The organism is Nonomuraea basaltis, from assembly GCF_005893125.1.
Lineage (GTDB): Bacteria > Actinomycetota > Actinomycetes > Streptosporangiales > Streptosporangiaceae > Nonomuraea > Nonomuraea basaltis.
Window position 1 is genome coordinate 104,664 of the sequence record NZ_VCJS01000009.1, and the last position, 25,993, is coordinate 130,656.

Sequence of the window (25,993 nt, forward strand, 5' to 3'; positions counted from 1 at the left end):
AGGCTCATCCTCTTCGCAGTCTCGTCGGATCAGAACTCGAGGTCGTCCTCGATGATCTTCCTGAGCCCACTGGGCCCTGCCAGGAATGTCAGCGGGTCGCCGGGCAGCACGTACTCACGCGTCTCCCCGTACTCTCGCCACTCCGCCAGGTCGTCCGGGCCCACGTCGGGATCGTCCTCCCACCCGATCGCGCTGATCGGCACGCCGATCGCCTTGGCCGGCGGCGCGTGGTCGAGGCACATCTGAACGTCCCTGCGCAGCACGCGGACTGACAGCGCCACCAGCTCGGCCGGTATCTCGCCGTCTCCGAGATCGTTCGCGACGCGTCGCAGCTCTCCCGCGATGCGGCGGTCGGACATCCAGGGGTGGTAGAAGCCGTAGAAGCCGCGGCTCGGCACCAGCGACGCCGAGACGAACAGCCGCTCGGGAGGCGGCGCACCCAGCTCCAGCGCGCGGTTGGTGAACGCGTGCGCGAGCAGCGCGCCCATGCAGTGGCCGATGACGGCGTAGGGCCGCTCCAGATAGGGGCCGAGCGCCCGCACCGCGTCCCCGGCGAACGTCTCGAAGTCCCGGTACGGCTCTTCCTTGATCCGGTGTTCGCGGCCGGGCAGCTGCACCGGATGGACCTCGGCCTCCCCGATCCGCCCCGGCCAGCGGCGCAACGAGGACGCGCCCGAGCCCGCGTACGGGAAGGCGAACAGCAGCGGCCCACCTCCGGCCGACGGCTCCTGCAGCAGCCAGCGCGTGGATGGTTGGCGCACGTGCCCTCCAGGGATCTCGACTGCCGACATTCGAGACGCTAGAGGCGAGGGGTTAGCCGCCGGTTACGCGTCGGCGGCGTAACCACGCGCTAACCATCGCGCGGGATAGTCGGAGGGTGTTCATCGGCGGACCGAAGGGGTGCGCGTGTCCCAGCTGCTGCCCGAGCTCGACCCGGACCAGGTGGAGACCCTGGACCTGACCTCGCCCACCGTCCACGCCGAGCACGACCTGTCCGCGGTGTGGCGGCGCCTGCGGTCGGACCACCCGCTGTACTGGCACCCGCCGCGAGACCAGAATCCGGGATTCTGGGTGATCACCCGCCACGCGGACGCGCTCAGCGTCTTCCGCGACAGCCAGCGCTTCACCTCGACCTCGGGCAACGTGCTGGAGACGCTGCTCGTGGGGAGCGACTCCGCCACCGGGAAGATGCTCGCGGTGACCGACGGCTCCCGCCACACCGAGGTGCGCCGCATCATCACCACGGCGCTGACCCCCGCCGTCTTCGACCGGCTGGAGAAGCGGATCGAGGGTCAGGTGCGGCAGCTCATGGCGCGGGCCCTGGAGCGTGGGCAGTGCGACTTCGGTGATGACGTGGCCGCCCAGGTCCCGCTGGCCACCATCTGCGACATGCTCGCGGTGCCCGACGCCGACCGGCCGTACATCCACCGGCTCGGCTCGTCCTCGGTCAGCTCCCACGAGCCCGCGCACACCACGACCAACGCCTGGACCTCGAAGAACGAGATCCTCGCCTACTTCATCGAGCTGGCCGAGGAGCGGCGCGGAGGCTCGGGCGACGACCTGGTCACCATCCTGGCCAACGCCGACGTCAGGGGCCGCCCGCTCGGCACCGACGAGATCGTCTTCAACTGCTACAGCCTCATCCTGGGTGGCGATGAGACGACCCGGCTGGCCATGACGGGCGCGGTGCTCGCGCTGGCCGAGAATCCCGAGCAGTGGCAGGAGCTCCAGCGAGGCGAGGCCGGCCTGGACAGCGCGGTCGAGGAGGTGCTGCGCTGGACGACGCCGTCGAGGCACCTCGGCCGCCTGGCCACCGAGCCCGTCGAGGTCGGCGGGGGACGGATCGAGGCCGGAGACGTCGTCACGGTCTGGCTCGCGTCGGCCAACTTCGACGAGCGGGAGTTCTCCCACTCCGAGCGGTTCCTGCTGGACCGCACGCCCAACCGCCATCTGACCTTCGCCTACGGACCGCACTTCTGCCTCGGCGCGCGGCTGGGCCGCATCCAGCTCGCGGCCACGCTCACCGCCCTTCGCGACATGGTCGCCGGGATCGAGGTGACCGGGAGCCCGAAGCGGGTCTACTCCAACTTCCTCGGCGGCACGTGCAACCTTCCTGTCCTGCTCAAGGCTCGCTGAGGGGCGGCGCCGTACCGGACCACTCGGCGTCGAAGTGGGCGGCGAGCTCGCGCAGCACGGGATGCTTGAACACCGCGACGAGCGGGATGGCCCGCCCGGCCTGGCGGCGAAGGTGGGCCACCAGCCGGATCGCGAGCAGCGACTGGCCGCCGAGCTCGAAGAAGTTGTCGTCCGCGCCGACCAGCTCGACCTGGAGCACCTCGCGCCACGCGTCGGCGATCAGCCGCTCGGTCGGGGTCCGCGGCGCGGTCGCCTCCCGGTCGGCGCTCTCCGGCCTGGCCGGTGGTGGCAGCGCCGCGCGGTCCACCTTGCCGTTGCGGGTGAGCGGAAACCGCTCAAGCGCCACCAGTACGGCCGGCACCATGTATTCGGGCAGGTGCTCGGCGGCCACGCGCCGCACCTCCTCAGCATCGAACCCGGCGGCGGCCCGTTCCAGGCGGCAGTAGCCGACGAGACCGGCGCCGCCCGGCATGTCGTCGCGGACCAGGGCGACCCCCTGGACCACCCCAGGGCAGCGGCTCAGCACCGCCTCGACCTCGCCCAGCTCGATGCGGTACCCGCGCAGCTTGACCTGGTCGTCGCAGCGGCCGAGGAACTCCAGCCTGCCGTCCTGCCCGATCCGCGCCCGGTCGCCGGTCCGGTACATCCGCCCGCCGTCCCCGGCGACCACGTCGGGCACGAAGCGCTGCGCGGTCAGCCCGGGCATGCCGAGGTAGCCGCGTGACACACCGGCTCCGGCCACGTACAGCTCGCCCTCGACCTCGGGAGGGACCGGCCGCAGCTTCTCGTCGAGCAGGTGCACCCGGACGCCGGGCAGCGGATCGCCCAGATGTGGCCGGCTGGCGTGGTCGATCCGCGCGCACGTGGCATCGACCGTGCATTCGGTCGGGCCGTACAGGTTGACCGGCGCGAGGACTCCGGCGGCGCGCTGATCCGCCAGGCGGCGCCACAGCGCGGGAGTGACGGCCTCGCCGCCGACGAGCAGCCGCAGCGGCGCGCCGCCGCGCTCCTTCGGCAGGTATTCGAGCAGCGAAACCACGTGCGACGGGGTGATGTCGAGCTCGTCGAGCCGCTCCTCGGCGATGAGCGCCGCGAGTGCCTGCGGGTCGCTGCGGACGTGGTCGCCGATGAGGACGACGGTGTCGCCGCGGCACAACCGCGACCACTGCTGCACCGAGGCGTCGAACGACGGGCTGGCGTTCCAGCCGACCCTGGCCGGTACGGGCCCGGTGACGGACGCCAGGCCGTCCAGCAGCGAGGCCAGCGATCCATGCGTGACCTCGACGCCCTTCGGGAGGCCGGTCGAGCCTGAGGTGTAGATCGCGTAGGCACGCTGTCCCGGGCGGATGGCGGCGCGGCGGGACGGCCCGCCGGTGGCGACGCGGGCGCAGGTGTCCACGCTGAGGATCTGCCTCGCCAGTGCCGGCGAGACGCGGCGGCGGGTGGCGGCGTCGGACAGCACCAGTGCGGTGCCGGCCTGCTCACACATGTATCGCAGCCGGCCGATGGGCAGGGCGGGGTCGAGAGGCAGGTATCCGGCTCCGGCGCGCAGCGTGCCGAGCAGGCCGACCACGAGGTCGAAGCCGCGCGGCATCAGCAGGCCGACGAGGGACTCCGCGCCGATGCCCCGCCCGGCCAGGCCGGCCGCGACCGCGGCGCTGCGCGCGGCCAGCTCGCCGAAGGTGAGGACGTCGCCGTCGCAGACCAGCGCCGGGCGGTCGGGGTGTGCCGCGGCCACCTGCTCGAATCGGCTGACGGCCGACCGCCAGCCCGCAGCCTTCGTGTCGTCTGCCGCGGCGACCGCCTCGGCCGGTGAGGTCATGGGAGCGGCCCTCCATCGATGTGGTCAGTAGCTGAACTTGGCCGGTTCCACGTTCAGGGCGGCCACGCCGTCGGCGAAGCGTTGTTCCAGAGCGGCCAGCCGCGCGGGCCCGCCCCCTCGGTTGCGCACGCCCATCAGCTCCTGGCTGGTACGGAGCAGCTGCGTCAGCTCCCCCACGCCCACGCCCTTGCCCTCCAGGTAGGGCAGCGACCAGAAGTCGAAGTCGTACAGAGGCAGCCAGACCGACTCCGTCACCCGCTCGAACATCTCGTCGGTGAGCGCCGCGGCCTCCGCTGAGGACATGCTGAAGTGCGACCAGCTGTAGCCCTCGCCCGCGATCGCCAGCTGCTCCTTCTGCTGGTAGATCGGCGAGCGGGGATTGGCCCACCAGGCCTGCGCCCGCCACAGGTCGGGCGCGGTCTCGTTGAGGAAGTCGATGGTGTTGCCCACCGTCTTCTCGGTCTCGCCAGGGAATCCGACGATGATCGAGGCGAAGGTGGCGATGCCGCGTTCCTTGAGCCGGGCGATGCCGACGCGGTACTGGCTGTCCTGCGCGAGCTTGTGCATGTTGGCCAGCACCTCGCTGTCGCCGGACTCGATGCCCAGGAAGACGCCGGCGCAACCGCTGCGGGCGGCCAGGTCGAACGACTCCTCGTCACGAGCGTTGGAGCAGCGGAAGTAGGAGTACCACCGCAGGCCGAGATCCTCGTCGATCATCATCTGACACAGCTGATTGAACCGTTTGGGCGGCACGTTGAAGGTGTCGTCCACGAAGACCACGTTCTGCACACCCAGCTCGGCCAGCGCGCGCAACTCCTTCCGCACGGTCTCCACCGACGCCGTGGCCAGCGCGCCGGCGCGGGTCGGGTAGTCGCAGAAGCTGCACTTGAACGCGCAGCTGCGCGCGGTGCGCAGCTGGGCGGTCCTGCCGATGAGGTCAGGGCTGAAGCCGGCCCAGTCGATCGAGCACTCGTCGAGGTTGTTGTTCTCCGGGCGGCGACGGGTGCGGACCCACTCCCCGTCCGGGCAGTGGATCAGGTTGTCCACGGCGGCGATGTCGGCGCCACTGCGAATGGCGTGGCACAGCCGGCCCAGGCTGAGCTCGCCCTGCGACTCCTGGATGTAGGAGTCGGCGCCCATGGCGAAGAAGAAGTCCTGGACCGCGCCGGTCATGCCCGACTGGCACAGGTTGTCGACGAGAGGGCCGCCGACCACGATGTGGCTCGACGGCGACATCTGGCGGACGTATTCGACGATCGGGCCCACCGGCAGGATGTTGACGTAGAACGTGGTGGTGATGGCGACGACGGCGGGCTGCTCGGCCAGCAGCGCCGCGAGGCGGTCAGGCTCGGCGCTGAACAGCGAGACCGGTTCTGCCCGCAAGCCCCGCCTGCGCAGGTAGCTGGTCAGGTACAGCGCCGCCAGGTTGAACACCTCGCCCACGTGGTACCTGTCGGCACGGCCTGTGTCACGGTTTCTGATGCGGCTGAACGCGTCGAGCCATGGCATCGCCGTACCATCGACCACCAGGTGCTCCGAGCGCATGATCTGGAACTCCGGCGTGCCTGGACCGGCCCGCTCGCACATGACCCGGTAGTCGTCGAAGTCGCCTTCGTTGTATCCGATCACTACGCAGTCGAGACCGTCCATCACGTCTCCTGTACGATCGCCGGCGCCTGGTCGGCGGAGAGTTCCTCGTCAGCCGGCGAGAGTCGCGGCTCCGGCCTGCGGCGTTGCTCACGGTCCAGCCACCACTCCACCGTGATGAAGGCGACGGTCCACGGCAGCCAGGTCGCGGCGGCGGAGGCCGCCTGCTCCATGAAGTGCTTGTTGCCCATGAACGTCGTGTCGAGCTGGGAGGCGAGGTACATCCCGATCGGCAGACCGAGGATCCGGTTGAAGATGATCGAGATGGTCAGGGTGAAGCTGCGCAGCATCCACCGGCGGTGATCGGCGTACCACCCTTGGCGGGCGAGCACGAATCCGTAGGTCGTGACGGAGAACCACAGCAGGGCCAGCACGATGTCGCTCAGCGCGCTGACGGGACCGAACGGCCAGATCACCGAGATCACCAGCGCGCCGGCCGCGGCAGGCCAGACGCCCGCGAGAACGTAGATCCGGCCGGCGTACCTGTGCACCCGGCGGTGTCGGCGCCGCAACCACGGCCAGACCTGCAGGACGCAGGTGGACATGGCCACGGTCGCGCCCAGCACGTGCGTCATGAGCACCGGGAAGTACAGGGGGTGCTCGGCCGGTGAGAGCCTGCCCACGCTCGGATCGAAGCTGAGGTACCTCGGGATGAAGAGGCTGAGGAACACGACGACCGCGGCCGCCAGCACTCCCAGGGCAATGCGGCCACCGAGCCGGCGTCGACCGGGACGGGCGGCGCGGCCTTGATGACCGTTCCGCTTCTCGTCGCCGGCCCGCGTCCGGCTGACAGACGGTTGCGGTACGGATGACATACGCACAAGGATGACCGCGCGACCCGTGATCAGCGCATCCCTTCTTCATGTGACATCACTGGGCGAGGGCGGTCCGGATAGCTTCGAGTACCCGCAGAGAGGTGCTAAGAACGGCGGCAACTGTGGAAGAACCCGGCGTCGGTGTGTCCATTCGCACGTTCGGCACGTTCGAGCTCGCGTTCGAAGGCTGCCCGGTGGAGCGGTGGAAGGCGGGGAAGGCTCGCAACCTGCTGCAATTCCTCCTCCTGCGTCGCGGGCGGACCGTGTCGCGCGACGTGCTGTACGAGTCGTTGTGGCCGGACGCGTCATGGTCCAAGGACTCCAGCTCGCTCAAGGTCGCCGCCCACATGCTCCGGCGGGTCCTGGAGACGCGGCAGGCGGAGGACGGGCCTGCGCTGCGCCTGCTCACCCGCGAGTCCGGCTACCTTCTTGAGGTCGTCGACGTGCCGATCGACTTCGAGACCTTCGTCTCCCTGGTCGACGAGGCGCACGCGGCGCAGCTGCGCGGCAACGACCGGGCCACGGCCGCGGCGCTCTACCGGCGGGCCGCCCGGCTGTACCGGGGCGACTTCCTGCCGGACGAGGCGTACGAGTGGGCGGCCGCGCAACGGGAGTGGCTGCGCAGCCGGCTGCTGTGCGCCCTGACCTACCTGGCCGAGACGGACATCCTGCGCGGCGACCACGTCGGCGTGATCCGGTGGTGCCAGCGGATGCTGGAGGTCGAGCCGTTCCATGAGGAGGCCTACCGGGCGCTGATGCTGGTCCACGGCCACCTCGGCCAGCGTGAGCAGGTCCAGCGCTGGTACCGCCTGTGCGCGGGCCGACTGCGCGACCACCTGCAGATGGCGCCGGACCTGGCCACCCGGCGGCTCTACACCCGGGCGGTACGCGGCGACTTCACCGGCCGCGCCATCGATCCGCGGGCCTGGCAGCGCGAGCTGCAGCCGAACGGCCGCACCTCGCTGCTCCAGACGACCGCGTGAGGCTCCAGACGACCGCGCTCAGCCGCTCGCCACCAGCTCGACCGGCAGGTGCTTGATGCCGAGCATGAAGTTCGAGCGCAGCCGGTCGATCTCGCCGGTCAGGGCGAAGCGCAGGCGGCGCCGCGCCAGCTCCTCCACCAACAGCGTGATCTCCATCCAGGCCGCCGACATGCCGACGCACCGGTGGTTGGCGACGCCGAAGGCCAGGTGGTGGTTCGGGGTGCGTCCGAGGTCGAGGCGGTCGGCGTGCGGGAACTGCTCCTCGTCGCGGTTGGCCGAGGAGTTCCACAACGTCAGCGTCTCCCCCGCCGGAATCGAGATCCCTCGCAGCGTCACCTCCCGCATCGTGGTCCTGCGCACGTACGCGTTCGTCGACGTCCACCTGAACAGCTCATCCACCGCGGTGTTCACCAGGCTCGGGTCGGCGTGCAGGCGGCGCTCCTCCTCCGGGTGCCTGATCAGCGTCTCGACGATCGCCGACGCGGTGAACGGCGTGGTCTCGTTGCCGCCGACCGCCACGTTGAGCGCGTTGTAGAGGATCTGGCTCTCCGACAGCTTCCGCCCGTTCGTCTCCGCGGCGATCAGGATGCTGACCAGGTCCTCGCCGGGGTCGCTGCGGCGCCGGTCAAGCAGGTCGGCGAGGAAGTCGAAGATCTCCACCTGCGCGCCGACGAGCGTCATCGCCTCGCCGTTGTCGCGGACGTACTCGCCGTCGCGGAAGCCGATCATCGTGCGGGTGAGCTGGAGGAGGTGGAAGGCGTCGTCCCGGCCGATGCCGAACATGGCGGCCAGCAGCCCGGCGGGCAGGTTCGGTGAGACGTCGGCCGCGAAGTCGCCGCCGCCGTCGGCGACGAGGCGGTCGAGCGCGTCGGTGAGATAGCGCCGCACGTGCCTGGCAGCCTCGTCCATCATCCGCCGCCCGAACGCCTTGTGCACGTGCTGGCGCAGCAGCCGGTGCTCAGGCGGGTCGGAGCAGATCAGCATCTGTCCTGTCGCGGTGTCGGTCGCGCTGCGGTACGAGCCGCCGAGGACAGTTCCGTCCTTGGAGGAGAACGACGCCGGATCGCGGTACACGGCGCTCACGTCCGCGTACGTCGTCAGCGCCCAGTAGCCGCCGTCGGCGGTCGCGTTCCAGTAGACCGGTGCGGTCTCCCGCAACCGCGCCCACGCGGCGTGCGGATCGCCGGACACGAACAGGTCAAGATCGTCCAGATCGATGAGCGCTGTCGACATTGTCCTACCTTTGCCGGTTAACAGGACGGGCCCAGCCTAGGCTCCGGCGGTTGGCCGCCGGTTACGCGCGCGAGGGATGTCCCATGAAGTAGGGAAGTGCCCGCGGGAGCCAAGTCCCCGACCATGGGACGCGTGCGCGGTGGCCGGACGGCTGTCGACGGCGAACGGAGTATTCGCTCATGCGTAGGTTCACCACACTATGGGCTGGCTATCTGGTCTCCGTACTGGGCTCGTCACTCACCAGCCTGGCGCTAGGCGTCTGGGTGTTCCAGCAGACCGGGTCGGCCACCCAGTACGGGCTGATCATCGTCATGAGCTTCCTTCCGGGGATCCTGGTCACGCCGCTGGCCGGCGCCCTCGTCGACCGCTGGAGCCGGCGGAGCATCCTCGCGGTGAGCAACGCCCTGGCCGCCGTCACGATCTTCGCTCTGGCGGCGCTCTACATGGCCGGGGCGCTCCAGCCGTGGCACATCCTCATCGGCGTCGGCGTCCAGTCGCTCCTGCGGGCGCTTACCGCCCCGACCATGAACTCCATCGTCATCCTGCTCGTGCCCAAGGAGCAGGTCGGCCGCGCGAACGGGATGGTGCTGCTCGCCCAGGCGCTCGGCGGCACCGTGGGGTTCGCGGCGGGCGGCGTGCTCCTGCTCGCCATCGGGCTGGGCGGCGTGCTCCTGCTCGACTGCATGTCCTTCGTCCTCAACATGCTGGTCGTGCTGTTCGTCTCCATCCCCCGGCAGGCGAAGTCCGCCGCCGGGTCGGAGAACACGGGCACGCTGCTCAGCGAGATGCGGCAGGGCTGGACGTACCTGTCCAGGCGGCGTGGCCTCGTCGCGCTCGTCGTCCTCTACGGCGCGGTCGGCGTCTGCGTCGCTCCCGCCGAGGTGCTGATCACGCCGGTGGTCCTCTCGTTCGCGTCAGCCGAAGCGCTGGGTCTGGTACTGGCGGCCGTCGGCGTGGGCGCGGTGGTGGGGAGCCTGATTCTGGCCACGTGGGGTGGTCCGCGCCGGCGCATCCATGCTCTGGCCGGTCTCACGCTGCCGATCGGCGTGTTCCTGTCCCTGGGCGCGCTGCAACCGAGCGTCGTCCTGATCATGATCGCGGCGTTCGGCTACTCGCTCTTCTCCACCATCGTGGACGGCACCGCCCGAGGCATCCTCCAGGTCGAGGTCGAACCCGACATCCAGGGCCGCGTGTTCGCGCTGTTCAACATGGTGGCCAGCGCCGTACAGTGCGTGGCCTTCGGGCTCGCCGGGCCGCTCGCCGACCTCGTCTTCGAGCCGCTGCTGCGCGAGGGCGGAGCGCTCACCTCCACCGTGGGCTCATTCCTCGGGGTCGGCGTGGGCCGGGGGACGGCGCTGCTCGTCCTGCTGTGCGGGCTGGCCGTCATCGTGACGGCGGCCGTCGCCTACCGGCAGCGTGATCTGCGCAACCTTCCCGATAGGCCGTCCGGCGGCATCACCCCGAAGGACGAGCCCATCCTGACGACCGTGTCCGACGGCGAGGACGGCGAGCGGCTGAGCCGCGGCTGACCCCCGAGCCGTCCTGTGTTCCGGTGACGCCCTCTCTGATCGGCCCGCGGGTAGCGTCGCTCACCAGAAGCGCGCACAGCGGAGCCGGCGGGCGCTGTCCTTCGTTGAATGGCTCTTGCGCGAGAACCCGCGCGGATGGGGAGACCTCATGACCGACCTGCAAAGCCGGATCGCGGCTCTCTCGTCAGAGCAGAGGGCGCAGTTGGAATCGCGGGTCGCCGACCTGATGGCGACCCGCGAGCCGGTCCGGGAAGAGCGGATCCGGCCACGCGATCGTTCCCGCCCCACCCCGTTGGGCATCGCGCAGCAGCGGGAGTGGGCCATCGAGCGGCTGCGGTCGGCCAACAACATCAACAGCGCCTTCAGGATCGACGGCGAGCTCGACCTGGAGTTGCTGAGCCGGGTCCTCACGGAGGTCGTCGAGCGGCACGAGGTGCTGCGCTCCACGGTGGAGTTGCAGGACGGGATCCCGGTCCAGGTGGTGCACCCGGTCACCCCGGTGCCCACTCCCGCGGTCGACCTGACGCACACCGCGCCTGACCGGCAGCGGGAGTCGGTGCGCCGGCACTGCAAGGCCGAGATCATGCGTCCCTTCGACCCCAGGGATCCGCAGCGATTGCGGGTCACCCTGATGCGCCTGGCCGAGAACCTGCACGTCGTCCTGTTCACCACCGACCACGCCGCCTCGGACGCGTGGTCGTTGTCGATCGTGGTCCGCGAGCTCGTGACTTTGTATGGCATCCGGCTGAACGGCGGCGGCATCCTCCCGGCGCCGGATCTCCAGTTCGGTGACTTCGCCGCCTGGCAGCGTGAGCAGTTCGGGGAGGAGCGGGTGGCCGCCGAGCTGCAGCACTGGCGGCAGACGCTGGACGGCATCCCCGCGCCGCCGGTGTGGCCGACCGACCGGCCGTACCCGGCGCGGCCGACGTTCGCCGGCGACGTGCACATCGTGAACCTCTCCCCCGAGCTCACCGCCTCCCTGCGCGACCTGAGCGAGCGCGAGAACGCGCCACTGGTCGCGATCCTGCTCGCCGGCTGTTCCATGCTGCTGCACCGCTACCTTGAGCAGGACGACATCGTCATCGGCTCGCTCGTCTCGGGGCGCAACCGGGTGGAGACCGAACAGATCATCGGCTGCTTCGCCAACCCGCTGCCCCTGCGCATGCGGCTGAGCGAGGAGCTGACGCTGCGCGAGGTCGTGAGCCGGGCACGCGAGACCATGGCCACCGCTCTGGACCATCAGGACCTGCCCTTCGACCGGGTGATCGACGAGCTCGGCCTCGGGCGGGAGGCGTCGCAGACGTCGCTGAGCCGGTTGTGGATCAATGTGCTCACCGTGCCGGGGAACGACCTTGAGGTACCCGGCCTGCGCATCACTCCGGAGCCGATCGACCTTGGGCTGGTGTCGGTCGACCTCACCCTGTCGGCCATCCCCCGCGGCGAGTCGCTGCAGCTGCAGTGGCACTACATGACCGAGCTGTTCGACGCCGAGACGGTGGTGCTGCTCGCCGGCCAGTTTCAGGAGATCCTGCGCCAGCTCGCCATCGCGCCCGACGACGCGGTGCGGCAGGTGGAGCTGACCGTCGCCCCCGCGCCGGCGGCCCAGGCGCCGGTTCTCACGGCGCGTGACGTCGAGGCCGGGTTCGTCGAGCTGTTCCAGCGCAGGGTCGCGCTCGCGCCGAACGCGCCCGCCGTCGTCTGCGACGGGGTCGCCACCAGCTACGCCGACCTCAACCGGGAGGCCAACCGGCTGGCCCACTCGCTGCGTGCCAGGGGTGTCGGCAGGGAGACGCGCGTCGGCATCCTGGTGGAGCGCTCGCCTCAGCTGGCCGTGGCGATCCTCGGCGTGCTCAAGGCCGGTGGAGTCTACGTTCCCGTGGATCCGGCCTATCCGCCCGACCGCATCGCCTTCATCCTCGCCGACGCGGGCGCGAAGGTACTGGTCACTCAGGAACGGCTGGCGCCGGACACCGCAATCGAGATGGTCTTCCTCGACGGACCTTCTATGGCCGGTGGCGACGCGGACTGCGATCTGGCCGAGGCGCCTGATCCGGCCTCGCTCGCTTACGTCGTCTACACCTCGGGCTCGACCGGCCGCCCCAAGGGCGCCATGATCGAGCACCGCTCCCTGGTGACCTTCGCCCGCGACATCGTCGACCGGCTCGGGCTCGGCGCCGGAGACCGGTTCCTGCAATTCGCCTCGCCGAGCTTCGACGTGCTGGTCGAGGAGCTGTTCCCGATCTGGCTCGCGGGCGGCGCCGTGGTCATCCCGACGCAGCACCTGATCAGCGGCGAAGCCGACCTCGCCGACCTGGTCGAGCGGGACCGGCTGACCGTGATGGAACTGCCCACGGCGTACTGGCACGAGTGGGTGCGCGAGCTCGACCGCCTGGACCGCAAGCTGCCGAGCTGCCTGCGACTCGTGATCATCGGCGGGGAACGGGTCCTGCCGGAACGGCTGGCCATGTGGCGGCGGCTCGGCGTGCCGTTGATGCATGTGTACGGGCTGACGGAGACCACGGTCAGCTCGACCTTCTTCCGCCTTGACCCGATCGACCGCTTCGACTGGCCGAACCTGCCGATCGGAACCGCCCTGCCCTCGGCCGACCTGCGCCTGCTCAACAGCCGGCTCAGGCCGGTGCCCCTGGGAGGCATCGGCGAGCTGTACATCGGCGGCATCAGCCTGGCCCGCGGCTATCTCGGCCGCTCCGGCCTGACCGCGCAGCGCTTCGTCGCCGATCCCGACCCGGCGCGCCCGGGGGAACGGCTCTACCGCACCGGCGACCTGGTGCGCCTGCGCCCAGACGGCAACCTGGAGTTCATCTCCCGCGTCGACACGCAGATCAAGATCCGCGGCTTCCGGGTGGAACCCGCGGAGATCGAGTCGGCGCTCAGCAGGCATCCGCAGGTCGCCGAGTCGGTCGTGACCCTCTACGAGCCCGTGCCCGGCGACCGGCGCCTGCTGGCATACGTCGTCCCGCCGAGCGGCGAGACCGCGCCGAACCTCGGCGAACTGCGCCGCTACCTCGAACGCGAGCTGCCCGCCTACATGGTGCCCTCCACACTGGTGGAGCTCGACGCGCTCCCGCTCAGCCCCAACGGCAAGCTCGACCGCGCCCGCCTGCCCACGCCGGACGGCGGCAGGCCGGAGCTGACCGAGGACTACGTCGCGCCGAGCACGCCGTTGCAGCAGAAGCTGGCCGAGATCGTGGCGGCCGTGGTCGGCGTCGACACCGTCGGCATCCACGACAACTTCTTCGACCTCGGCGGCGACTCGATCCAGGCCATCCAGGTCGTGGCCAGGGCCCAGGAGGAGGGCATCGGCCTGTCGCCGCTCGACTTCTTCGAGCAGCCCACGATCGCGCTGCTGGCGCACGCGGCCAGCGCCGCCGACCCCGACAGGGCCGTCCGTCCGCGACCGCCGGACGCCGAGCCGGTGCTCTCGTTCGACCAGGAGCGGCTCTGGCTGGAGCATCAGCTGCGGCCCAAGACGGCCTACCACGTCGGCGGGCGGTATCGCCTGGTCGGCCCGCTCAAGGTCGGCGACCTGGAGGCCAGCATCCGCGCGATCCTCACCCGCCACGAGGTGTTGCGCACGAGCTTCCCGACCGTGGACGGCCGGCCGGTTCCCGTCGTCGGCGAGATCGACGGCTGGAGTCTCGACATCGTGGACCTCAGCGACGCCGACGACGGCGCCGAGGCCGCCAAGCGACTGCTGGACGAGGAGTTCAGCGCCGCCTTCGACCTGGCCGAGGGTCCCCTGTTCCGGTGCACGCTGGTCAAGCTGAGCGACACCGAGCACATGCTCAACATCACCTCGCACCACGTCGTCTCGGACAACTGGTCGATCGGCCTGTTCGGGCTGGAGCTGGTGGCGCTGTACGAGGCGGGCGGCGACGTGGACCGGGCCGGACTGCTCCCGCTTCCCGTCCAGTACCGTGACTTCGCCGTGTGGCAGCGCGAGCGCCTGGTCGGCGAGGAGCTCGGCGAGAAGGTGGACTACTGGCGCCGTCACCTGGCCGGGGCACCGCCGGCGATCACGATGCCGATCGCGCCGCGCACTCCGGGAGCGGGCGGCGGTCGCAGCCTGACCAGGCTCTCCCCCGAGCAGACGATCGCCGTGCACGAGCTGTGCCGCAAGCACGGTGTGACCCCGTTCATGGTGGTGCTGGCCTGCCTGGCGACGGTGTTGCGCCGCTGGTCCGGCCAGTCGGACATCGTGATCGGGACGTCGGTCAGCGGACGGACAGACGTCGCGATCGAGAACCTGATCGGCGTCTTCATCAACACCATGCCGCTCCATCTCGACCTGTCGGGCGACCCGGCCTTCACCGAGTTGCTGAAGCGCGCTCGCCAGGTCTCGGTGGACGGCTACGCCCACTCAGACGCGCCGTTCGACATCCTCGTGAAGGAGCTGCAGGTACCGCGCGATCCCCGGCGAACGCCGCTGTTCCAGGTGGTCCTGAACGTCTTCGAGCTGCCTTCGATCCGGCAGATCGGCGACGTCTCGCTCACCGCGATGCCTCTGCCCGAGCTGCTCAGCAGCTTCGACCTCGTCTTCACCGCGCTGGAGGCTTTCGGCGCCTACCAGCTCCGGCTCGAATACGACGCCGAGCGCTACCAGGCCTCGATGATGGAGATCCTCCTCGAACACCTGCGCACGATGCTGATCACAGTGGCGCAGGACTCCACGCGAGGCATTCTCGACTACCCCCTGGACGATGCCGAGGCGGTCACCGTCGCCGAGACCTCGACCGGCGACCGGCCGCTGCCCGCGCTACACCTGGCGGTCGAGCGGCACGGACGATCCCCTGACCGGATCGCGGTCGTCGACAAGGACGGCGAATGGAGCTACCAGTGGCTCGCCGCGGCGGCCGATCGTGTCGCGCGGGTGCTGGCGGAGCGGGACCTGCCGCCTGGGGAACGCGTCACCATCGTCAGGCGGCCCACGGCCACTTTCGTGGCGGCGGTGCTCGGATGTGCGAAGGACGGGAGGAAGTTCACGGTCGTCGAGGAGGCCGACGGGGTCTCGACGGTCCTGGATGTGAGCTCTGGCGAGCTCGATCTCGGCGAACTGCCTCCGCGATCCGGCGACGACCCGCCCGCCGTACTCTCCGACTGGGCACTGGAGCGGTTCGAGCTCGGCGGCGACGACCGGTTCGCGGTGCTGTCCAACCAGCCCGGTCACCTGGTCTCGGCGATGTCGAGCGCCTTCCACACCGGGGCGACGCTGGTCATCCCGGACCGTTCGTTCACGGGCGACTTCAACGCTCTCGTGGCGTGGTTGCGGGACAACTCCGTCAGTGTCATCTACGTCAACCCGCCAGCCCTGCGGACCATAGCCGCCAGGAACCCGCTGCCGCAGCTGCCCGCGCTGAGGTACGCCTTCGTCGACAACTCCGGCGAGCTCATCTCCCACGACTTCGACGCGCTGCGCCGGTTGTCGCCTTCCTGCCGGTGCGTGGGCCTGTATCGCATGGGCGGTGACGGCCGGCCGCTCGCCACGTACACGATGCCGGAGGACTGGCGGCGGGAGACCGCTCCCCCACGGGTCCCCCTCGGCACCGACTTGGACGACGCGCCGGCCCAGCTCCGGCACCCGTCGGGGCAGCCGGCCGCGGTCGGCGAGGTCACCGAGATCTGCTTCGGCGCCCACCACACCGGCGACCTCGGACGCCGGTGGGCCGACGGCACGCTGGAGTACGTCGGCAAGCTCGAAGGGGAAACCGCGCGATGAGCCACTCCGGCACGCCGGTCGACCCGATCGAGACGCTGACCGCGCTGCGCGACGTGCCGGAGGTGTGCGGCGCGGTCGTGACCGAGCACGTCGCGGCGGACGGCCGCACCGCGCTTCTCGGCTACGTCACCGGCCCGGACCCGGCGCTCGGCACCGTCAGGATCCGGCAGTACCTGACCAGCCTGCTGCCTGACTATCTGATCCCGGAACACCTCTTCGTCCTGGAGGAGTTCCCGCTCACGCCGGCGGGCGACTACGACCTGAGCGCTCTGCCGGAGCCTCCGGCGGAAAGCGGCCCGGTCAACGGCTATGTGGCCCCGCGCACGCCGGTGGAACACCGGCTCGCCGACATCATCAAGGAGCTCCTCCGGATCGACACCGTCGGAATCCACGACAACTACTTCGCTCTGGGCGGCTCCTCCATCCTGGCGACCCGGCTCGCCGCCCAGATCCACGAGATCTTCGCCGTGGAGGTGCCCCTGCTGGAGGTGCTCGCCTCTCCCACGGTCGACGAGCTGGCACAGCTGATCGACCAGCCCACGCCGAGCTCCAGGGACGTGATCGCGGAGGCGGCGAGAAGATGAAAGCCCACCGAGGAGGACCTGGCCAAGCTCCGCCGCCAGATCCGTGAGGCGCTCACCGACGGTGACGAACGGCCGAAGAAGGCGTTCCCAAAGGGAACGAACCAGGGGTCGAACCATTGGTTCGACCCCTGTCCGAATCGGTGCGCCGCCAGGGACTCGAACCCCGGACCCGCTGATTAAGAGTCAGCTGCTCTAACCAACTGAGCTAGCGGCGCTTGCAGAGAGAAATATACCGGTGATCCCTATCCTGGTCGAATCAGTATCAGCCGGGCCTGTGCCGCTAGAATAAAGTTCGGCCCGAGCTCCGGCAGACAGGATCATCGATGTTCGACTCGCCCACCGACGTGACGGAGCGGCTCGCCGCCGTGGACTACCTCTCCGACGATGCCATCTCCACCTCGGTGTTCCTGGCCGCGGCGCTGGGCAAGCCGCTGCTGGTCGAGGGCCCGGCGGGGGTCGGGAAGACGCAGCTGGCCAAGGCGGTGGCGCTGGCGACCGGCGCCGAGCTGATCAGGCTGCAGTGCTACGAGGGGCTCGACGAGGCCCGGGCGCTGTACGAGTGGAACTACAAGAAGCAGCTGCTCAGGATCCAGGCCACCACTGCCGACGACGACATCTTCAGCGAGGAGTTCCTGCTGGAGCGCCCCCTGCTGAAGGCGATCAGGTCGGCGAACCCCACCGTGCTGCTCATCGACGAGACCGACAAGGCCGACGTCGAGGTCGAGGGGCTGCTGCTGGAGCTGCTGTCCGACTTCCAGGTGACGATCCCGGAGCTGGGCACCATCACCGCGACGCGCCGGCCGTACGTGGTGCTGACCTCCAACGCGACCCGCGAGCTGTCCGAGGCGCTCAAGCGGCGCTGCCTCTACCTGCACATCGGATACCCGGCCCCCGAACGGGAGCGGGACATCGTGCTCGCCCAGGTGCCGACCATCCGGGCCGACCTCGCCGAGCAGCTCGCCAGGACGGTGGCGACGCTGCGGGCGCTGGAGCTGAAGAAGGCGCCCTCGGTGGCCGAGACCGTGGACTGGGCCAACACGCTGCTGGCCCTGGGCCGGCAGGAGCTGGATGAGGCGACCGTGGCGGGAACGCTGGGCGTGGTGCTGAAGCACGCCTCCGACCACGCGCGGGCGGTCAAGGAGCTGGGGCTGCCGGATGCCTGACCGGATGTCGCTGGTCGACCGGCACATCGGCTTCGTGCACGCGTTGCGCGAGGCCGGAGTGCCGGTGTCGGTGGCCGAGGGGCTGGACGCGGCGCACGCCCTGCGGGTGATCGAGCTGGCCGACCGGGAGTCGCTGCGCGCCGCCTACGCGGCGACGCTGGTCAAGAAGCCGGCGTACCGGCCGGGGTTCGACGTGCTGTTCGACCTGTGGTTCCCGGCGGCCACGACCGGCATGTACGCCCCACGCTCCGATGAGGCGATGAATCCGGAGACAGCCACGGTCGAGGAGCTCCGCGACCACCTCGCCGGCCTCCTGACCGGCGGCACGGACCCGGAGCTGGAGCGGCGAACGTTCAGGCCCGAGAGCGGTAGCTCGCGTGACCAGCGAGGGCCAAGTGAGCGCGACCATTCAGCACTGCGCGAGTTCGCCCAGGCCATGGTCGAGCGCTTCGGCCGCCAGCCCGCCGGTCCCGGCCGTCAGAACTGGTTCTCCTACAGCGTCATGCGGGCCCTGTCCCCCGAGACCCTGATGGCCCGCATCCTCCGCAACATCCTCGCCGGCCAGGAGCGCGGCGGCCTGGCCGAGAAGACCGTACGCCAGCAGGTCGGCACCGGCATCCGGCGCTTCGAGGAGGCCGTCGCCACCGACGTACGCCGCCGCATCGCCGAGGACTCCGGGATCGAGCGCATCGCCCGCTCCGCCGTCCGCCCCCCGCTCGACCAGATCGACTTCCTGCGCGTCACGAAGGCCGACCTGGCCAGGCTGCGCAGGGAGGTCTACCCGCTGGCCAGGCGTTTGGCGGCGCGGCTGACGATCAAGCACAGGAAGGGCCGGCGCGGCCGCCTCGACTTCCGGCGCACGATGCGGGCCTCGCTGCAGACCGGCGGCGTGCCGCTGACCACCCATTTCCGGCCGCCCCGCCCGCACAAGCCCGAGCTGGTCATCCTCTGCGACACCAGCGACTCGGTCTCGTCGTTCGCGCACTTCACGCTGCTGCTCACGTACGCGCTCAGGGAGCAGTTCACGAAGGTGCGCGCGTTCGGCTTCGTGGACACGGTGGACGAGATCACCAGGTTCTTCGTGCCGGGCGCCGACGTCGTCGAGGCCATGACCAGGCTGGCGAACGAGGCCGACATGGTCCGCTTCGGCCGCACCAACTACGGTCACTCGCTGGCACGTTTCGCCGAGCGGTACGGCGACGCGATCGGCTCCAAGACGTCGCTGCTGATCCTCGGCGACGCCCGGTCCAACTACCAGCCGCCCGCTCTGGACGTGCTCAGATCCCTGGTGTCCAGGTCCCGCCACGCGTACTGGCTCAACCCCGAGCCGCGGCGGCAGTGGGACACGGGAGACTCGGTGGCGGGCGAGTACGGCACGGTCGTCCCGATGTACGAGTGCCGCAACGTCGCCCAGCTCACCGCGTTCATCGAGAACCTGGCTTAGGCTTTCTGCAGCTCCCTGGCGGCGGTGCGGGTCAGCAGCTCGATCTGCTCGTCGCTGTAGACTCCGGTCTCGGCCGTCTTGATCTCCTTGACCACCAGTCGCGGCTTGAGCAGCAGCACTCCCTCAGCCGCCAGCCTGCCGCCCTTGGGCAGCTGCCCGCAGTGGACCGCGATCATGGGCGTGATCGTCACCGGGATGCGCGTCTCGCGGGTGAGCAGCTCGGCGAACGCCTCGGCGGTCTCCACCCGGGCCTTGGCCTCCTTGGTGCCGTACTTCTCGCCGAAGAACAGCCGTCCGTTGTAGCGGTCGATCTCGGTGTCGGGGCTCCAGGACTCGTTGTCGATGACCCACACGCCGGCGGGACCGATCACCAGGTGGTCGATGGAGGCCTGGTCGCGGATGGCGCGGCCATCCAGGACGCTGTAGCCAAGCCGCCTGAGCGACCTGCGCAGGAGCCTTCCGGTGACCACCTCGCCGCGCTTGGCCCCACGCCAGACGGCGGTCGCGTGGAACGAGCGCCAGTCAAGGAACCAGTCGCCCCCGGCCACCAGCCCGCCGAGCAGGAGGCCGATCAGCGGCGCGGCGCCGGTGATATCGAACCTGACCGCCAGCGCGGCCCCGATGACGAACCCCACAGCGGCCTTGATGTACCTGGACCTGCGCCGGCTCTGGGCGTCCTCGCGCCAGAACTTCTCGTACCACCACTGCGGGGAATTCCCTGTGTACTTCTCGCTGGGCTGCACGTAGATAGAGCCACCGGGCACGGCAAACTCCCCGAAAGAGTAGATGAGTTGCAGGATCTGCCACGCCGAAGATCCCTCGCCGGTCAAGGGATACCCGCCCCATAACCAAGGCAAGCCTAAGGTGAGGAGATTGGCACCGGCAAGACGGGGTAACAACGCGGTAACCGACCAGTCGGTATGCTGGGGTTGTGACGCATGTGAAAGAGGAACCGGTCAGGCAGCGACTGCTGGCCGAGGCGACCCGGCTGTTCGCCGAGCGCGGGTTCGAGGGCACGTCAGTTCAGGAGATCGTCGTGGCGGCCGGCGTCACCAAGGGCGCCATGTACCACTACTTCGACTCCAAGGACGACCTGCTGCACGAGATCTACGCCCGGGTGCTGCGCATGCAGATGGACCGGCTGGCGCAGATCGCCGACGGGCCGGGGACGCTGAGGCAGCGCCTGCACAGGGCCGCGGCCGACGTCGTGGAGACCACGACCGCGAACCTCGACGACTCCAAGATCTTCTTCAGGTCGATGCACCTGCTCGCTCCCGAGACGCAGAAGACCGTGCGCGCCGAACGCCGGCGTTACCACGAGCGCTTCCGCGGCCTGGTCGCCGAGGGGCAGCGCGCGGGCGTCTTCACCGGCACGGTTCCCGCGGAGCTGGTGGTGGACTACTTCTTCGGCTCGGTGCACCACCTGGGCACGTGGTTCCACGCGGACGGGCCGCTGACCGGCGCCCAGGTAGGCAGGCACTTCGCCGACCTGCTGCTCGCCTCACTCGGGGCCGGGGACGTCGACGAGTGAGGCCAGCGCCTCCCGGTGGTCGCCGGGCGTTCCCAGCGCGATCTCGGTGGCCTTGGCGCGCTTGAGGTAGAGATGGATGGGGTGCTCCCACGTCATCCCGATCCCGCCGTGCAGCTGCAGGGCCTCCTCGGCGGCGTGTACGGCCACGCCGGCGTTCCATGACTGAGCCACCGCCACGGAGACGGCCGAGGGGTCCGCGACCGCGTTCCTGGCGGCGGCCCTGGCCCTGACCACGTCCAGCCACAGGTCGGCCAGGCGGTGCTTGATCGCCTGGAAGGAGCCGACCGGCCGGGCGAACTGGTGGCGTTCCTTGACGTAGGCGAGCGTGGTGCCGAGGCACCACTCGGCCACCCCTAACTGCTCGGAGGCCAGCAGCCCCGCGCCGAAGCGCAGCACCGCGGCCAGGTCGCAGGCCCCGACCCGGCGGGCCTGCGTCCGCTCGAAGGTGACGGTGGCGACCGGTCTGGTCAGGTCGAGCGAGGGCACGACCTCGACGGCGGCCCCCTCGGCCGCGTACAGGTCGCCGTCCACCGGCACCAGCAGCACGTCGGCCACGTCCGCCCCGGCCACCCCGGACACGGACCCGGAGAGCCGCCCGTCCTCGGCCCGCACCGGCGAGCCGTGCGCCGGCCGGTACGGCGAGGCCGCGAACGACACCGCCAGCGCCGCCGTCGTCCGCCCCTCGGCCAGATCACTCAGGAGCGCGTCCCCGGTCGGGAGCAGCGCCTGGGTGGCCAGCACCGAGCTGGTGAAGAACGGCACCGGCGCCACCGCCCGGCCCAGCTCCTCCAGCACGACCGCCACCTCGCTGGCCGACGCCCCGGCCCCGCCGTGCTCCTCGGGGATGAGCAGCCCGGCCACCCCGATCTCGGCCCCCAGCGTCTTCCACAGGTCCAGGTCATACGGGTCGGACTCGATCCGCTTCAGCACCGCCGTGGGCGGGCAGCGGTCGGCGAGCAGCGCCCGCACGGCCGCCCGCAGCTCCTCCTCGACCTCGGAGTACAGGAGTGTCATCGCGGTAGGTCCTTCCAGGGCACGTCCTTGTCGACGCGGGGCTCCGAGGGCAGGCCGAGCACCCGCTCGGCGATGATGTTGCGCAGGATCTCGGACGTGCCGCCCTCGATCGAGTTGCCCTTGGCCCGCAGATAGCGGTAGCCGGGGCCGCGGCCGTAGAAGTCGACGTCCTCCGAGCGGCGGAACGTCCAGTCGTCGTAGCCCAGGTCGCGCCGGAACTCGACGTCGAAGCCGGACAGCGCCTGGTTGAGCTTGGCGAACGACAGCTTGATGCCCGATCCCTCGGGGCCCGGGTGGCCCGCGACGAGCTGCTCGCGCAGCCGCGCCCCGGACAGGCGGGTGACCTCGGCCTCCACCCAGAGCGACAGCAGCCGCTGGTGCAGGTCGTGGGTGCGCAGTCCGGGCTGCTCGCGCCAGGCGTCGAGCACACTGGCCACCATGCCGCCGCCGCGCCGCATGGGCGCGCCGCCGATGGCGACGCGCTCGTTCATCAGCGTGGTCTGCGCGACCCGCCAGCCGTCGCCGACCTCACCGAGCCGCAGGTCGTCGGGGAGCCGCACGCCGGTGAGGAAGACCTCGTTGAACTCGGCCTCGCCGGTGATCTGCCGCAGCGGCCGCACCTCGACGCCGGGGGCGTGCATGTCGCAGACGAAGTACGTCATCCCGCGGTGTTTCGGCACGTCAGGGTCGGTACGGGCGACGAGGATGCCCCACCGGGAGTGGTGGGCGCCGGACGTCCACACCTTCTGGCCGTCCACAACCCATTCGTCCCCGTCCCTGACCGCCCGGGTCGCGAGCGTGGCCAGGTCGGACCCGGCGCCGGGCTCGCTGAAGAGCTGGCACCAGACCTCCTCTCCTGTCCACAGCGGACGCAGGAACCGGCGCTTCTGCTCCTCCGTCCCGAACGCCAGGATCGTCGGCGCGGCCATGCCCAGCCCGATGCCCTGGACACCGGTGTTGATCTGCGGCGTGCCGGCCAGCTCCCGCTCGGCGACCTGCTGCAACTCCCTGGCCGCGCCCAGCCCGCCGAGCCCCTCGGGGAACCACACCCAGGCCAGCCCGGCGTCGAACCTGGCGCGCAAGAACTCCAGCCGGTCCCCGCCCGGGGAGCTTGCTCCCCGGGCTGAAAGAACGTGCTCGCCGAGGAACGCCGCGACGCGCTCCTTGATCTCCGCCTCGTTCACATGTACCTCTTCAGCTCGCGATAGGCCAGCGACCGCTTGTGCACCTCGTCGGGACCGTCCGCCAGGCGCAGCGAGCGGGCTCCGGCCCAGAGCGCGGCCAGCGGGAAGTCCTGGGAGACGCCGCCCGCGCCGTGCACCTGCACGGCCTTGTCCAGGATCCACTCGACGGTGATCGGGGTGGAGATCTTGATGGCCTGGATCTCGGTGTGGGCGCCCTGGTTGCCGACCGTGTCCATGAGCCAGGCCGTCTTGAGCACGAGCAGGCGCAGCTGCTCGATCCTGATGCGGGACTCGGCGATCCACTCCTGGATGACGCCCTGCTGGGCGACGGGCTTGCCGAAGGTGGTCCGCGCCAGCGCCCGCCGGCACATCAGCTCGATCGCCCGCTCGGCCATGCCGATCAGGCGCATGCAGTGGTGGATGCGGCCGGGGCCGAGCCTGGCCTGGGCGATGGCGAAGCCGCCGCCCTCCTCGCCGATCAGGTTCTCGACCGGCACGCGTACGTCCTCGAACACCATCTCGGCGTGGCCGCCGTGGTCGGCGTCGGTGTAGCCGAACACGTGCATGCCGCGCTTGACGTGCACGCCCGGCGTGTCGCGCGGCACCAGGACCATGCTCTGCCGGCGGTGCTTGGGCGCGTCCGGGTTCGTCTTGCCCATGACGATGAGGATCTTGCAGTTGGGGTTCATCGCGCCGGAGATGAACCACTTGCGGCCGTTGATGACGTACTCGTCGCCGTCGCGGACGATGGAGGTGGCGATGTTGGTGGCGTCGGAGGAGGCCACGTCGGGCTCCGTCATCGCGAACGCGGAGCGGATCTCGCCGTCGAGCAGCGGTTGCAGCCATTCCTTGCGCTGCCACTCGCTGCCGAACATCGACAGCACCTCCATGTTGCCGGTGTCGGGCGCGGCGCAGTTGGTGGCCGTCGGCGCGATGGTGGGACTTCGGCCCATGATCTCGGCCAGCGGCGCGTACTGCAGGTTCGTCAGCCCGGCGCCGTGCTCCCCCGGCAGGAACAGGTTCCACAGGCCGCGCTTCCTGGCCTCGTCCTTCAGGTCGGCCATCAGCGGTGGGGAGCTCCAGCCGCTGGTCGCCGCCTGCTCCTCGAAGGCGGACTCGGCGGGGTAGACGCATTCGTCCATGAAGCGCAGCAGTCGCTCGCGCAGGTCCTCGGTGACGGGGTCAAAGGCGAAGTCCATACCGTGAGCCTACCGACCGGCCGGTATGACTGTCGACAGGTGGCTCCCCGCAAAAAGGGGCATGTGGCCATAATCGTGATTCCGGGCGTCTCCTAGGGTTGCCGCCATGACCGCGAAGCTACCTACTCCTGTGGTGCTCGAGAACGACGTCGTCCGACTGGAGCCGCTCACCCTCGCCCACGTACCCGATCTGTTCGCCGCCGGAGGCGGGGACGACGAGGTGTGGCGCTGGCTGGGCGCCCCCGCCCCGCGCTCGGAGCAGGAGCTGGGGAAGATCGCCCTCGGGCTGATCGACGACGACAAGCACATCCCCTTCGCGGTGGTGCTCAAGGGGTCCGGGCGGGCCACCGGCTGGACGACCTACGCCGACGTGCCCGGCTTCAACGAGAGCGTCGAGATCGGCTGGACCTGGTACGGCCGCGCCGTGTGGCGTACCGCCGTCAACACCGCCTGCAAGCTGCTGCTCATCGACCACGCCTTCGAGCTCGGCTACAACCGCGTCCTGCTCAAGACCGACGTGCTCAACCTCCGCTCCCAGAACGCCATCAAGCGCATCGGCGGCCTGCACGAGGGCACGCTGCGGCGGCACCGTAAGAGGCCGGACGGCACCTGGCGCGACACCGTCTATTTCGGCATCCTCATAGAGGAGTGGCCGGAGCACCGGGCCCGTCTCGACCGTTGACGGGCCCGTCTGAGCCCTGACGGAGAGGCGGCGTCCGATCCCGCATGACTGATCGGCTGGGGGGCTACTGGCTCGGCGTCCGGCTCGACGGCGGCGGGCGGGTCATCGTCCGCGAGGCCTACGACGAGTCGGGCAGCCGCCATGCGCTGGGCGTGCCCGTGCTGGCGGACGCCGAGGCCCGGGCCCGGTTCGCCGCCTCGGCCGGGGCCGCCGCCCGCGTCCGCTCGCTGTCGGTCGCCACGGTGGAGGCCGCCTGCTTGGACGGGGATCCTCCGTACCTGGTCAGCGAGTACATCGAAGGCCCGACTCTGCGGCAGGTCGTGGACCGGCACGGGCCGTACGCGGGAGACGACCTCTACCGGCTGGCCGCCGCCACGGCCACCGCACTGGCCGCCGTCCACGAGGCCGGCGTGGTGCACGGGGCGCTCACTCCCGACAAGGTCATCCTGGGGGCCGAGGGGCCACGGCTGGTCGGTCTGGGGCTGTCGTCTGGTCGGTCGGCGGAGAGCGGGCCGGGGACTGAGCAACGGCCTGGTGCTGGAGCTGGGCCTGGGCCTGGTGCTGGACTTGGGCCTGGACCTGGGCCTGTGCCTGGGCCTGTGCCTGGGCCTGGACCTGGACCTGCGCCGCCGGATGACGGCGGCGGGCCTGCTACGGACGCCCAGGGCGGGCCGGCCGCGGATGTGCACGCCTGGGGACAGCTTCTCGTCTTCGCCGCATACGGGCCCGACGACCGATTAGGCCACGGCGAGCGGCTCGACCGCCCGTTGCGCGGGCTGGTGGCCGCCGCCCTGCACCGCGACCCCGAGCGCCGGCCGAGCGCCCGCCAGCTACTGCTGTCCCTGCTCGACTGCCCCCAGTCGCAGCAGGGCCGCCTGCTTCCACCCGCGCCCATCGACGATCCGCCGCTCGGCGCCCGCGCCGAGGCCGTGTACCTGCGGCTCGGGCCGGCCGATCAGGACCTGGTGCCCGACGTGTTCCTGCGGTTGGTGGGACTTGACTCCGAGGGTGCCGACACGGTCATCCCGGCCGCCAGGGACGACCTGGTCGCCGGGCGCGACGTGGACGAGGTGGCCGCCATCGATCGGGTGCTGGAGGCGTACAAGAAGGAAGGCCTGATCAAGGAGTGGCGGCCTCCGGAGGAGCACGGCGAGGCGGGGCCGGGTTCGTTGGCGATCGGCTACGCGGCACTGCTGCTGGCCTGGCCGCGGCTGCGGGAGTGGCTGGACGGCGAGCGCGACGGGCTGGTCGTACACCGGGAGCTGGCGCGGGCGGCGCGGCGGTGGGAGG

Annotated in this window: 19 protein-coding genes and 1 tRNA gene; 10 read left to right on the forward strand and 10 right to left on the reverse strand. The window is 70.5% G+C overall.

The genetic code is table 11. The features are described from left to right. Positions 1-29: 29 nt before the first annotated feature. On the reverse strand, positions 30-761 hold the full coding sequence (locus tag EJK15_RS06395) for a thioesterase II family protein (RefSeq protein ID WP_171074147.1): 732 nt from the start codon (positions 759-761) through the stop codon (positions 30-32). Positions 762-906: 145 nt separating this feature from the next. Here EJK15_RS06395 and EJK15_RS06400 point away from each other — a divergent pair, with 145 nt between their 5' ends. After that, positions 907-2,136 carry a cytochrome P450 gene (locus tag EJK15_RS06400; protein ID WP_206060689.1) on the forward strand — a complete coding sequence of 410 codons (1,230 nt, stop codon included), beginning with the start codon at positions 907-909 and terminating at the stop codon, positions 2,134-2,136. On the opposite strand, the gene EJK15_RS06405 is transcribed toward EJK15_RS06400, so the two are convergent. The 3 genes from EJK15_RS06405 to EJK15_RS06415 are packed head-to-tail and all read right to left on the reverse strand — an operon-like array spanning position 2,123 to position 6,420. Beyond that, complete coding sequence (locus tag EJK15_RS06405) at positions 2,123-3,958, reverse strand: non-ribosomal peptide synthetase (RefSeq protein ID WP_138709429.1); 1,836 nt, start codon at positions 3,956-3,958, stop codon at positions 2,123-2,125. The genes EJK15_RS06400 and EJK15_RS06405 overlap by 14 nt on opposite strands. A 24-nt stretch (positions 3,959-3,982) precedes the next feature. Next, on the reverse strand, positions 3,983-5,608 hold the full coding sequence (locus EJK15_RS06410) for a PhpK family radical SAM P-methyltransferase (RefSeq protein ID WP_138709430.1): 1,626 nt from the start codon (positions 5,606-5,608) through the stop codon (positions 3,983-3,985). After that, entirely contained in the window at positions 5,608-6,420 is an 813-nt protein-coding gene (locus EJK15_RS06415) for a DUF2306 domain-containing protein (RefSeq protein WP_138709431.1), read from the reverse strand. Before EJK15_RS06415 ends, EJK15_RS06410 begins: the two co-directional genes overlap by 1 nt. A gap of 143 nt (positions 6,421-6,563) precedes the next feature. On the opposite strand from EJK15_RS06415, the gene EJK15_RS06420 reads away from it, so the two are divergent. Next, positions 6,564-7,403 carry an AfsR/SARP family transcriptional regulator gene (locus EJK15_RS06420; protein WP_138709432.1) on the forward strand — a complete coding sequence of 280 codons (840 nt, stop codon included), beginning with the start codon at positions 6,564-6,566 and terminating at the stop codon, positions 7,401-7,403. A gap of 18 nt (positions 7,404-7,421) precedes the next feature. Here the strand turns inward: EJK15_RS06420 and EJK15_RS06425 are convergent, their stop codons facing one another. Further along, a complete protein-coding gene (locus EJK15_RS06425; protein ID WP_138709433.1) occupies positions 7,422-8,636 on the reverse strand; it encodes a cytochrome P450 in 1,215 nt (404 codons plus the stop codon). A 179-nt stretch (positions 8,637-8,815) separates the two neighbouring features. Between EJK15_RS06425 and EJK15_RS06430 the strand changes: the two genes are divergently transcribed. The 3 genes from EJK15_RS06430 (at position 8,816) to EJK15_RS06440 (ending at position 16,486) form a co-directional block, all read left to right on the forward strand. Next, entirely contained in the window at positions 8,816-10,165 is a 1,350-nt protein-coding gene (locus EJK15_RS06430) for an MFS transporter (protein WP_138709434.1), read from the forward strand. Between the two features lie 148 nt (positions 10,166-10,313). After that, a complete protein-coding gene (locus EJK15_RS06435) occupies positions 10,314-15,902 on the forward strand; it encodes a non-ribosomal peptide synthetase (protein WP_138709435.1) in 5,589 nt (1,862 codons plus the stop codon). Then, complete coding sequence (locus tag EJK15_RS06440; RefSeq protein ID WP_138709436.1) at positions 15,899-16,486, forward strand: phosphopantetheine-binding protein; 588 nt, start codon at positions 15,899-15,901, stop codon at positions 16,484-16,486. Before EJK15_RS06435 ends, EJK15_RS06440 begins: the two co-directional genes overlap by 4 nt. Before the next feature lie 141 nt (positions 16,487-16,627). Here EJK15_RS06440 and EJK15_RS06445 read toward each other — a convergent pair. Further along, a tRNA-Lys gene (locus EJK15_RS06445) sits at positions 16,628-16,701 on the reverse strand. A gap of 108 nt (positions 16,702-16,809) precedes the next feature. Between EJK15_RS06445 and EJK15_RS06450 the strand changes: the two genes are divergently transcribed. Continuing rightward, the gene (locus EJK15_RS06450) at positions 16,810-17,649 is read left to right on the forward strand and encodes an AAA family ATPase (RefSeq protein WP_138709437.1); all 840 of its coding nucleotides are present in this window, start codon (positions 16,810-16,812) and stop codon (positions 17,647-17,649) included. Continuing rightward, on the forward strand, positions 17,642-19,093 hold the full coding sequence (locus tag EJK15_RS06455) for a vWA domain-containing protein (protein ID WP_206060690.1): 1,452 nt from the start codon (positions 17,642-17,644) through the stop codon (positions 19,091-19,093). Before EJK15_RS06450 ends, EJK15_RS06455 begins: the two co-directional genes overlap by 8 nt. Here EJK15_RS06455 and EJK15_RS06460 read toward each other — a convergent pair. After that, a complete protein-coding gene (locus EJK15_RS06460) occupies positions 19,090-19,857 on the reverse strand; it encodes a nuclease-related domain-containing protein (RefSeq protein ID WP_138709438.1) in 768 nt (255 codons plus the stop codon). The two genes, EJK15_RS06455 and EJK15_RS06460, sit on opposite strands and share 4 nt — an antisense overlap. Positions 19,858-20,024: 167 nt before the next feature. Here EJK15_RS06460 and EJK15_RS06465 point away from each other — a divergent pair, with 167 nt between their 5' ends. Beyond that, the gene (locus EJK15_RS06465) at positions 20,025-20,624 is read left to right on the forward strand and encodes a TetR/AcrR family transcriptional regulator (RefSeq protein ID WP_138709439.1); all 600 of its coding nucleotides are present in this window, start codon (positions 20,025-20,027) and stop codon (positions 20,622-20,624) included. On the opposite strand, the gene EJK15_RS06470 is transcribed toward EJK15_RS06465, so the two are convergent. Genes EJK15_RS06470 through EJK15_RS06480 form a run of 3 tightly spaced genes read right to left on the reverse strand, consistent with a single transcriptional unit; the run spans position 20,595 to position 24,021 of the window. Further along, positions 20,595-21,638, reverse strand: a complete 1,044-nt coding sequence (locus EJK15_RS06470) for an acyl-CoA dehydrogenase family protein (protein ID WP_138709440.1) — start codon at positions 21,636-21,638, stop codon at positions 20,595-20,597. The genes EJK15_RS06465 and EJK15_RS06470 overlap by 30 nt on opposite strands. Further along, complete coding sequence (locus tag EJK15_RS06475; protein ID WP_138709441.1) at positions 21,635-22,822, reverse strand: acyl-CoA dehydrogenase family protein; 1,188 nt, start codon at positions 22,820-22,822, stop codon at positions 21,635-21,637. Before EJK15_RS06475 ends, EJK15_RS06470 begins: the two co-directional genes overlap by 4 nt. Then, positions 22,819-24,021, reverse strand: a complete 1,203-nt coding sequence (locus EJK15_RS06480; RefSeq protein WP_138709442.1) for an acyl-CoA dehydrogenase family protein — start codon at positions 24,019-24,021, stop codon at positions 22,819-22,821. The genes EJK15_RS06475 and EJK15_RS06480 overlap by 4 nt, the downstream gene beginning before the upstream one ends. Positions 24,022-24,127: 106 nt before the next feature. On the opposite strand from EJK15_RS06480, the gene EJK15_RS06485 reads away from it, so the two are divergent. After that, the gene (locus EJK15_RS06485) at positions 24,128-24,703 is read left to right on the forward strand and encodes a GNAT family N-acetyltransferase (protein ID WP_138709443.1); all 576 of its coding nucleotides are present in this window, start codon (positions 24,128-24,130) and stop codon (positions 24,701-24,703) included. Positions 24,704-24,747: 44 nt separating this feature from the next. Beyond that, on the forward strand, positions 24,748-25,993 hold a 1,246-nt coding region (locus EJK15_RS06490), incomplete at its 3' end, for an nSTAND1 domain-containing NTPase (RefSeq protein ID WP_476739194.1).

Excerpts from the sequence above, each read along its gene's own strand:
- EJK15_RS06405 (WP_138709429.1), bottom strand. The coding sequence starts at position 3,958 with ATGACCTCACCGGCCGAGGCGGTCGCCGCGGCAGACGACACGAAGGCT.
- EJK15_RS06410 (WP_138709430.1), bottom strand. The coding sequence starts at position 5,608 with ATGGACGGTCTCGACTGCGTAGTGATCGGATACAACGAAGGCGACTTC.
- EJK15_RS06415 (WP_138709431.1), bottom strand. The coding sequence starts at position 6,420 with ATGTCATCCGTACCGCAACCGTCTGTCAGCCGGACGCGGGCCGGCGAC.
- EJK15_RS06425 (WP_138709433.1), bottom strand. The coding sequence starts at position 8,636 with ATGTCGACAGCGCTCATCGATCTGGACGATCTTGACCTGTTCGTGTCC.
- EJK15_RS06430 (WP_138709434.1), top strand. The coding sequence starts at position 8,816 with ATGCGTAGGTTCACCACACTATGGGCTGGCTATCTGGTCTCCGTACTG.
- EJK15_RS06435 (WP_138709435.1), top strand. The coding sequence starts at position 10,314 with ATGACCGACCTGCAAAGCCGGATCGCGGCTCTCTCGTCAGAGCAGAGG.
- EJK15_RS06440 (WP_138709436.1), top strand. The coding sequence starts at position 15,899 with ATGAGCCACTCCGGCACGCCGGTCGACCCGATCGAGACGCTGACCGCG.
- EJK15_RS06450 (WP_138709437.1), top strand. The coding sequence starts at position 16,810 with ATGTTCGACTCGCCCACCGACGTGACGGAGCGGCTCGCCGCCGTGGAC.
- EJK15_RS06455 (WP_206060690.1), top strand. The coding sequence starts at position 17,642 with ATGCCTGACCGGATGTCGCTGGTCGACCGGCACATCGGCTTCGTGCAC.
- EJK15_RS06470 (WP_138709440.1), bottom strand. The coding sequence starts at position 21,638 with ATGACACTCCTGTACTCCGAGGTCGAGGAGGAGCTGCGGGCGGCCGTG.
- EJK15_RS06480 (WP_138709442.1), bottom strand. The coding sequence starts at position 24,021 with ATGGACTTCGCCTTTGACCCCGTCACCGAGGACCTGCGCGAGCGACTG.
- EJK15_RS06485 (WP_138709443.1), top strand. The coding sequence starts at position 24,128 with ATGACCGCGAAGCTACCTACTCCTGTGGTGCTCGAGAACGACGTCGTC.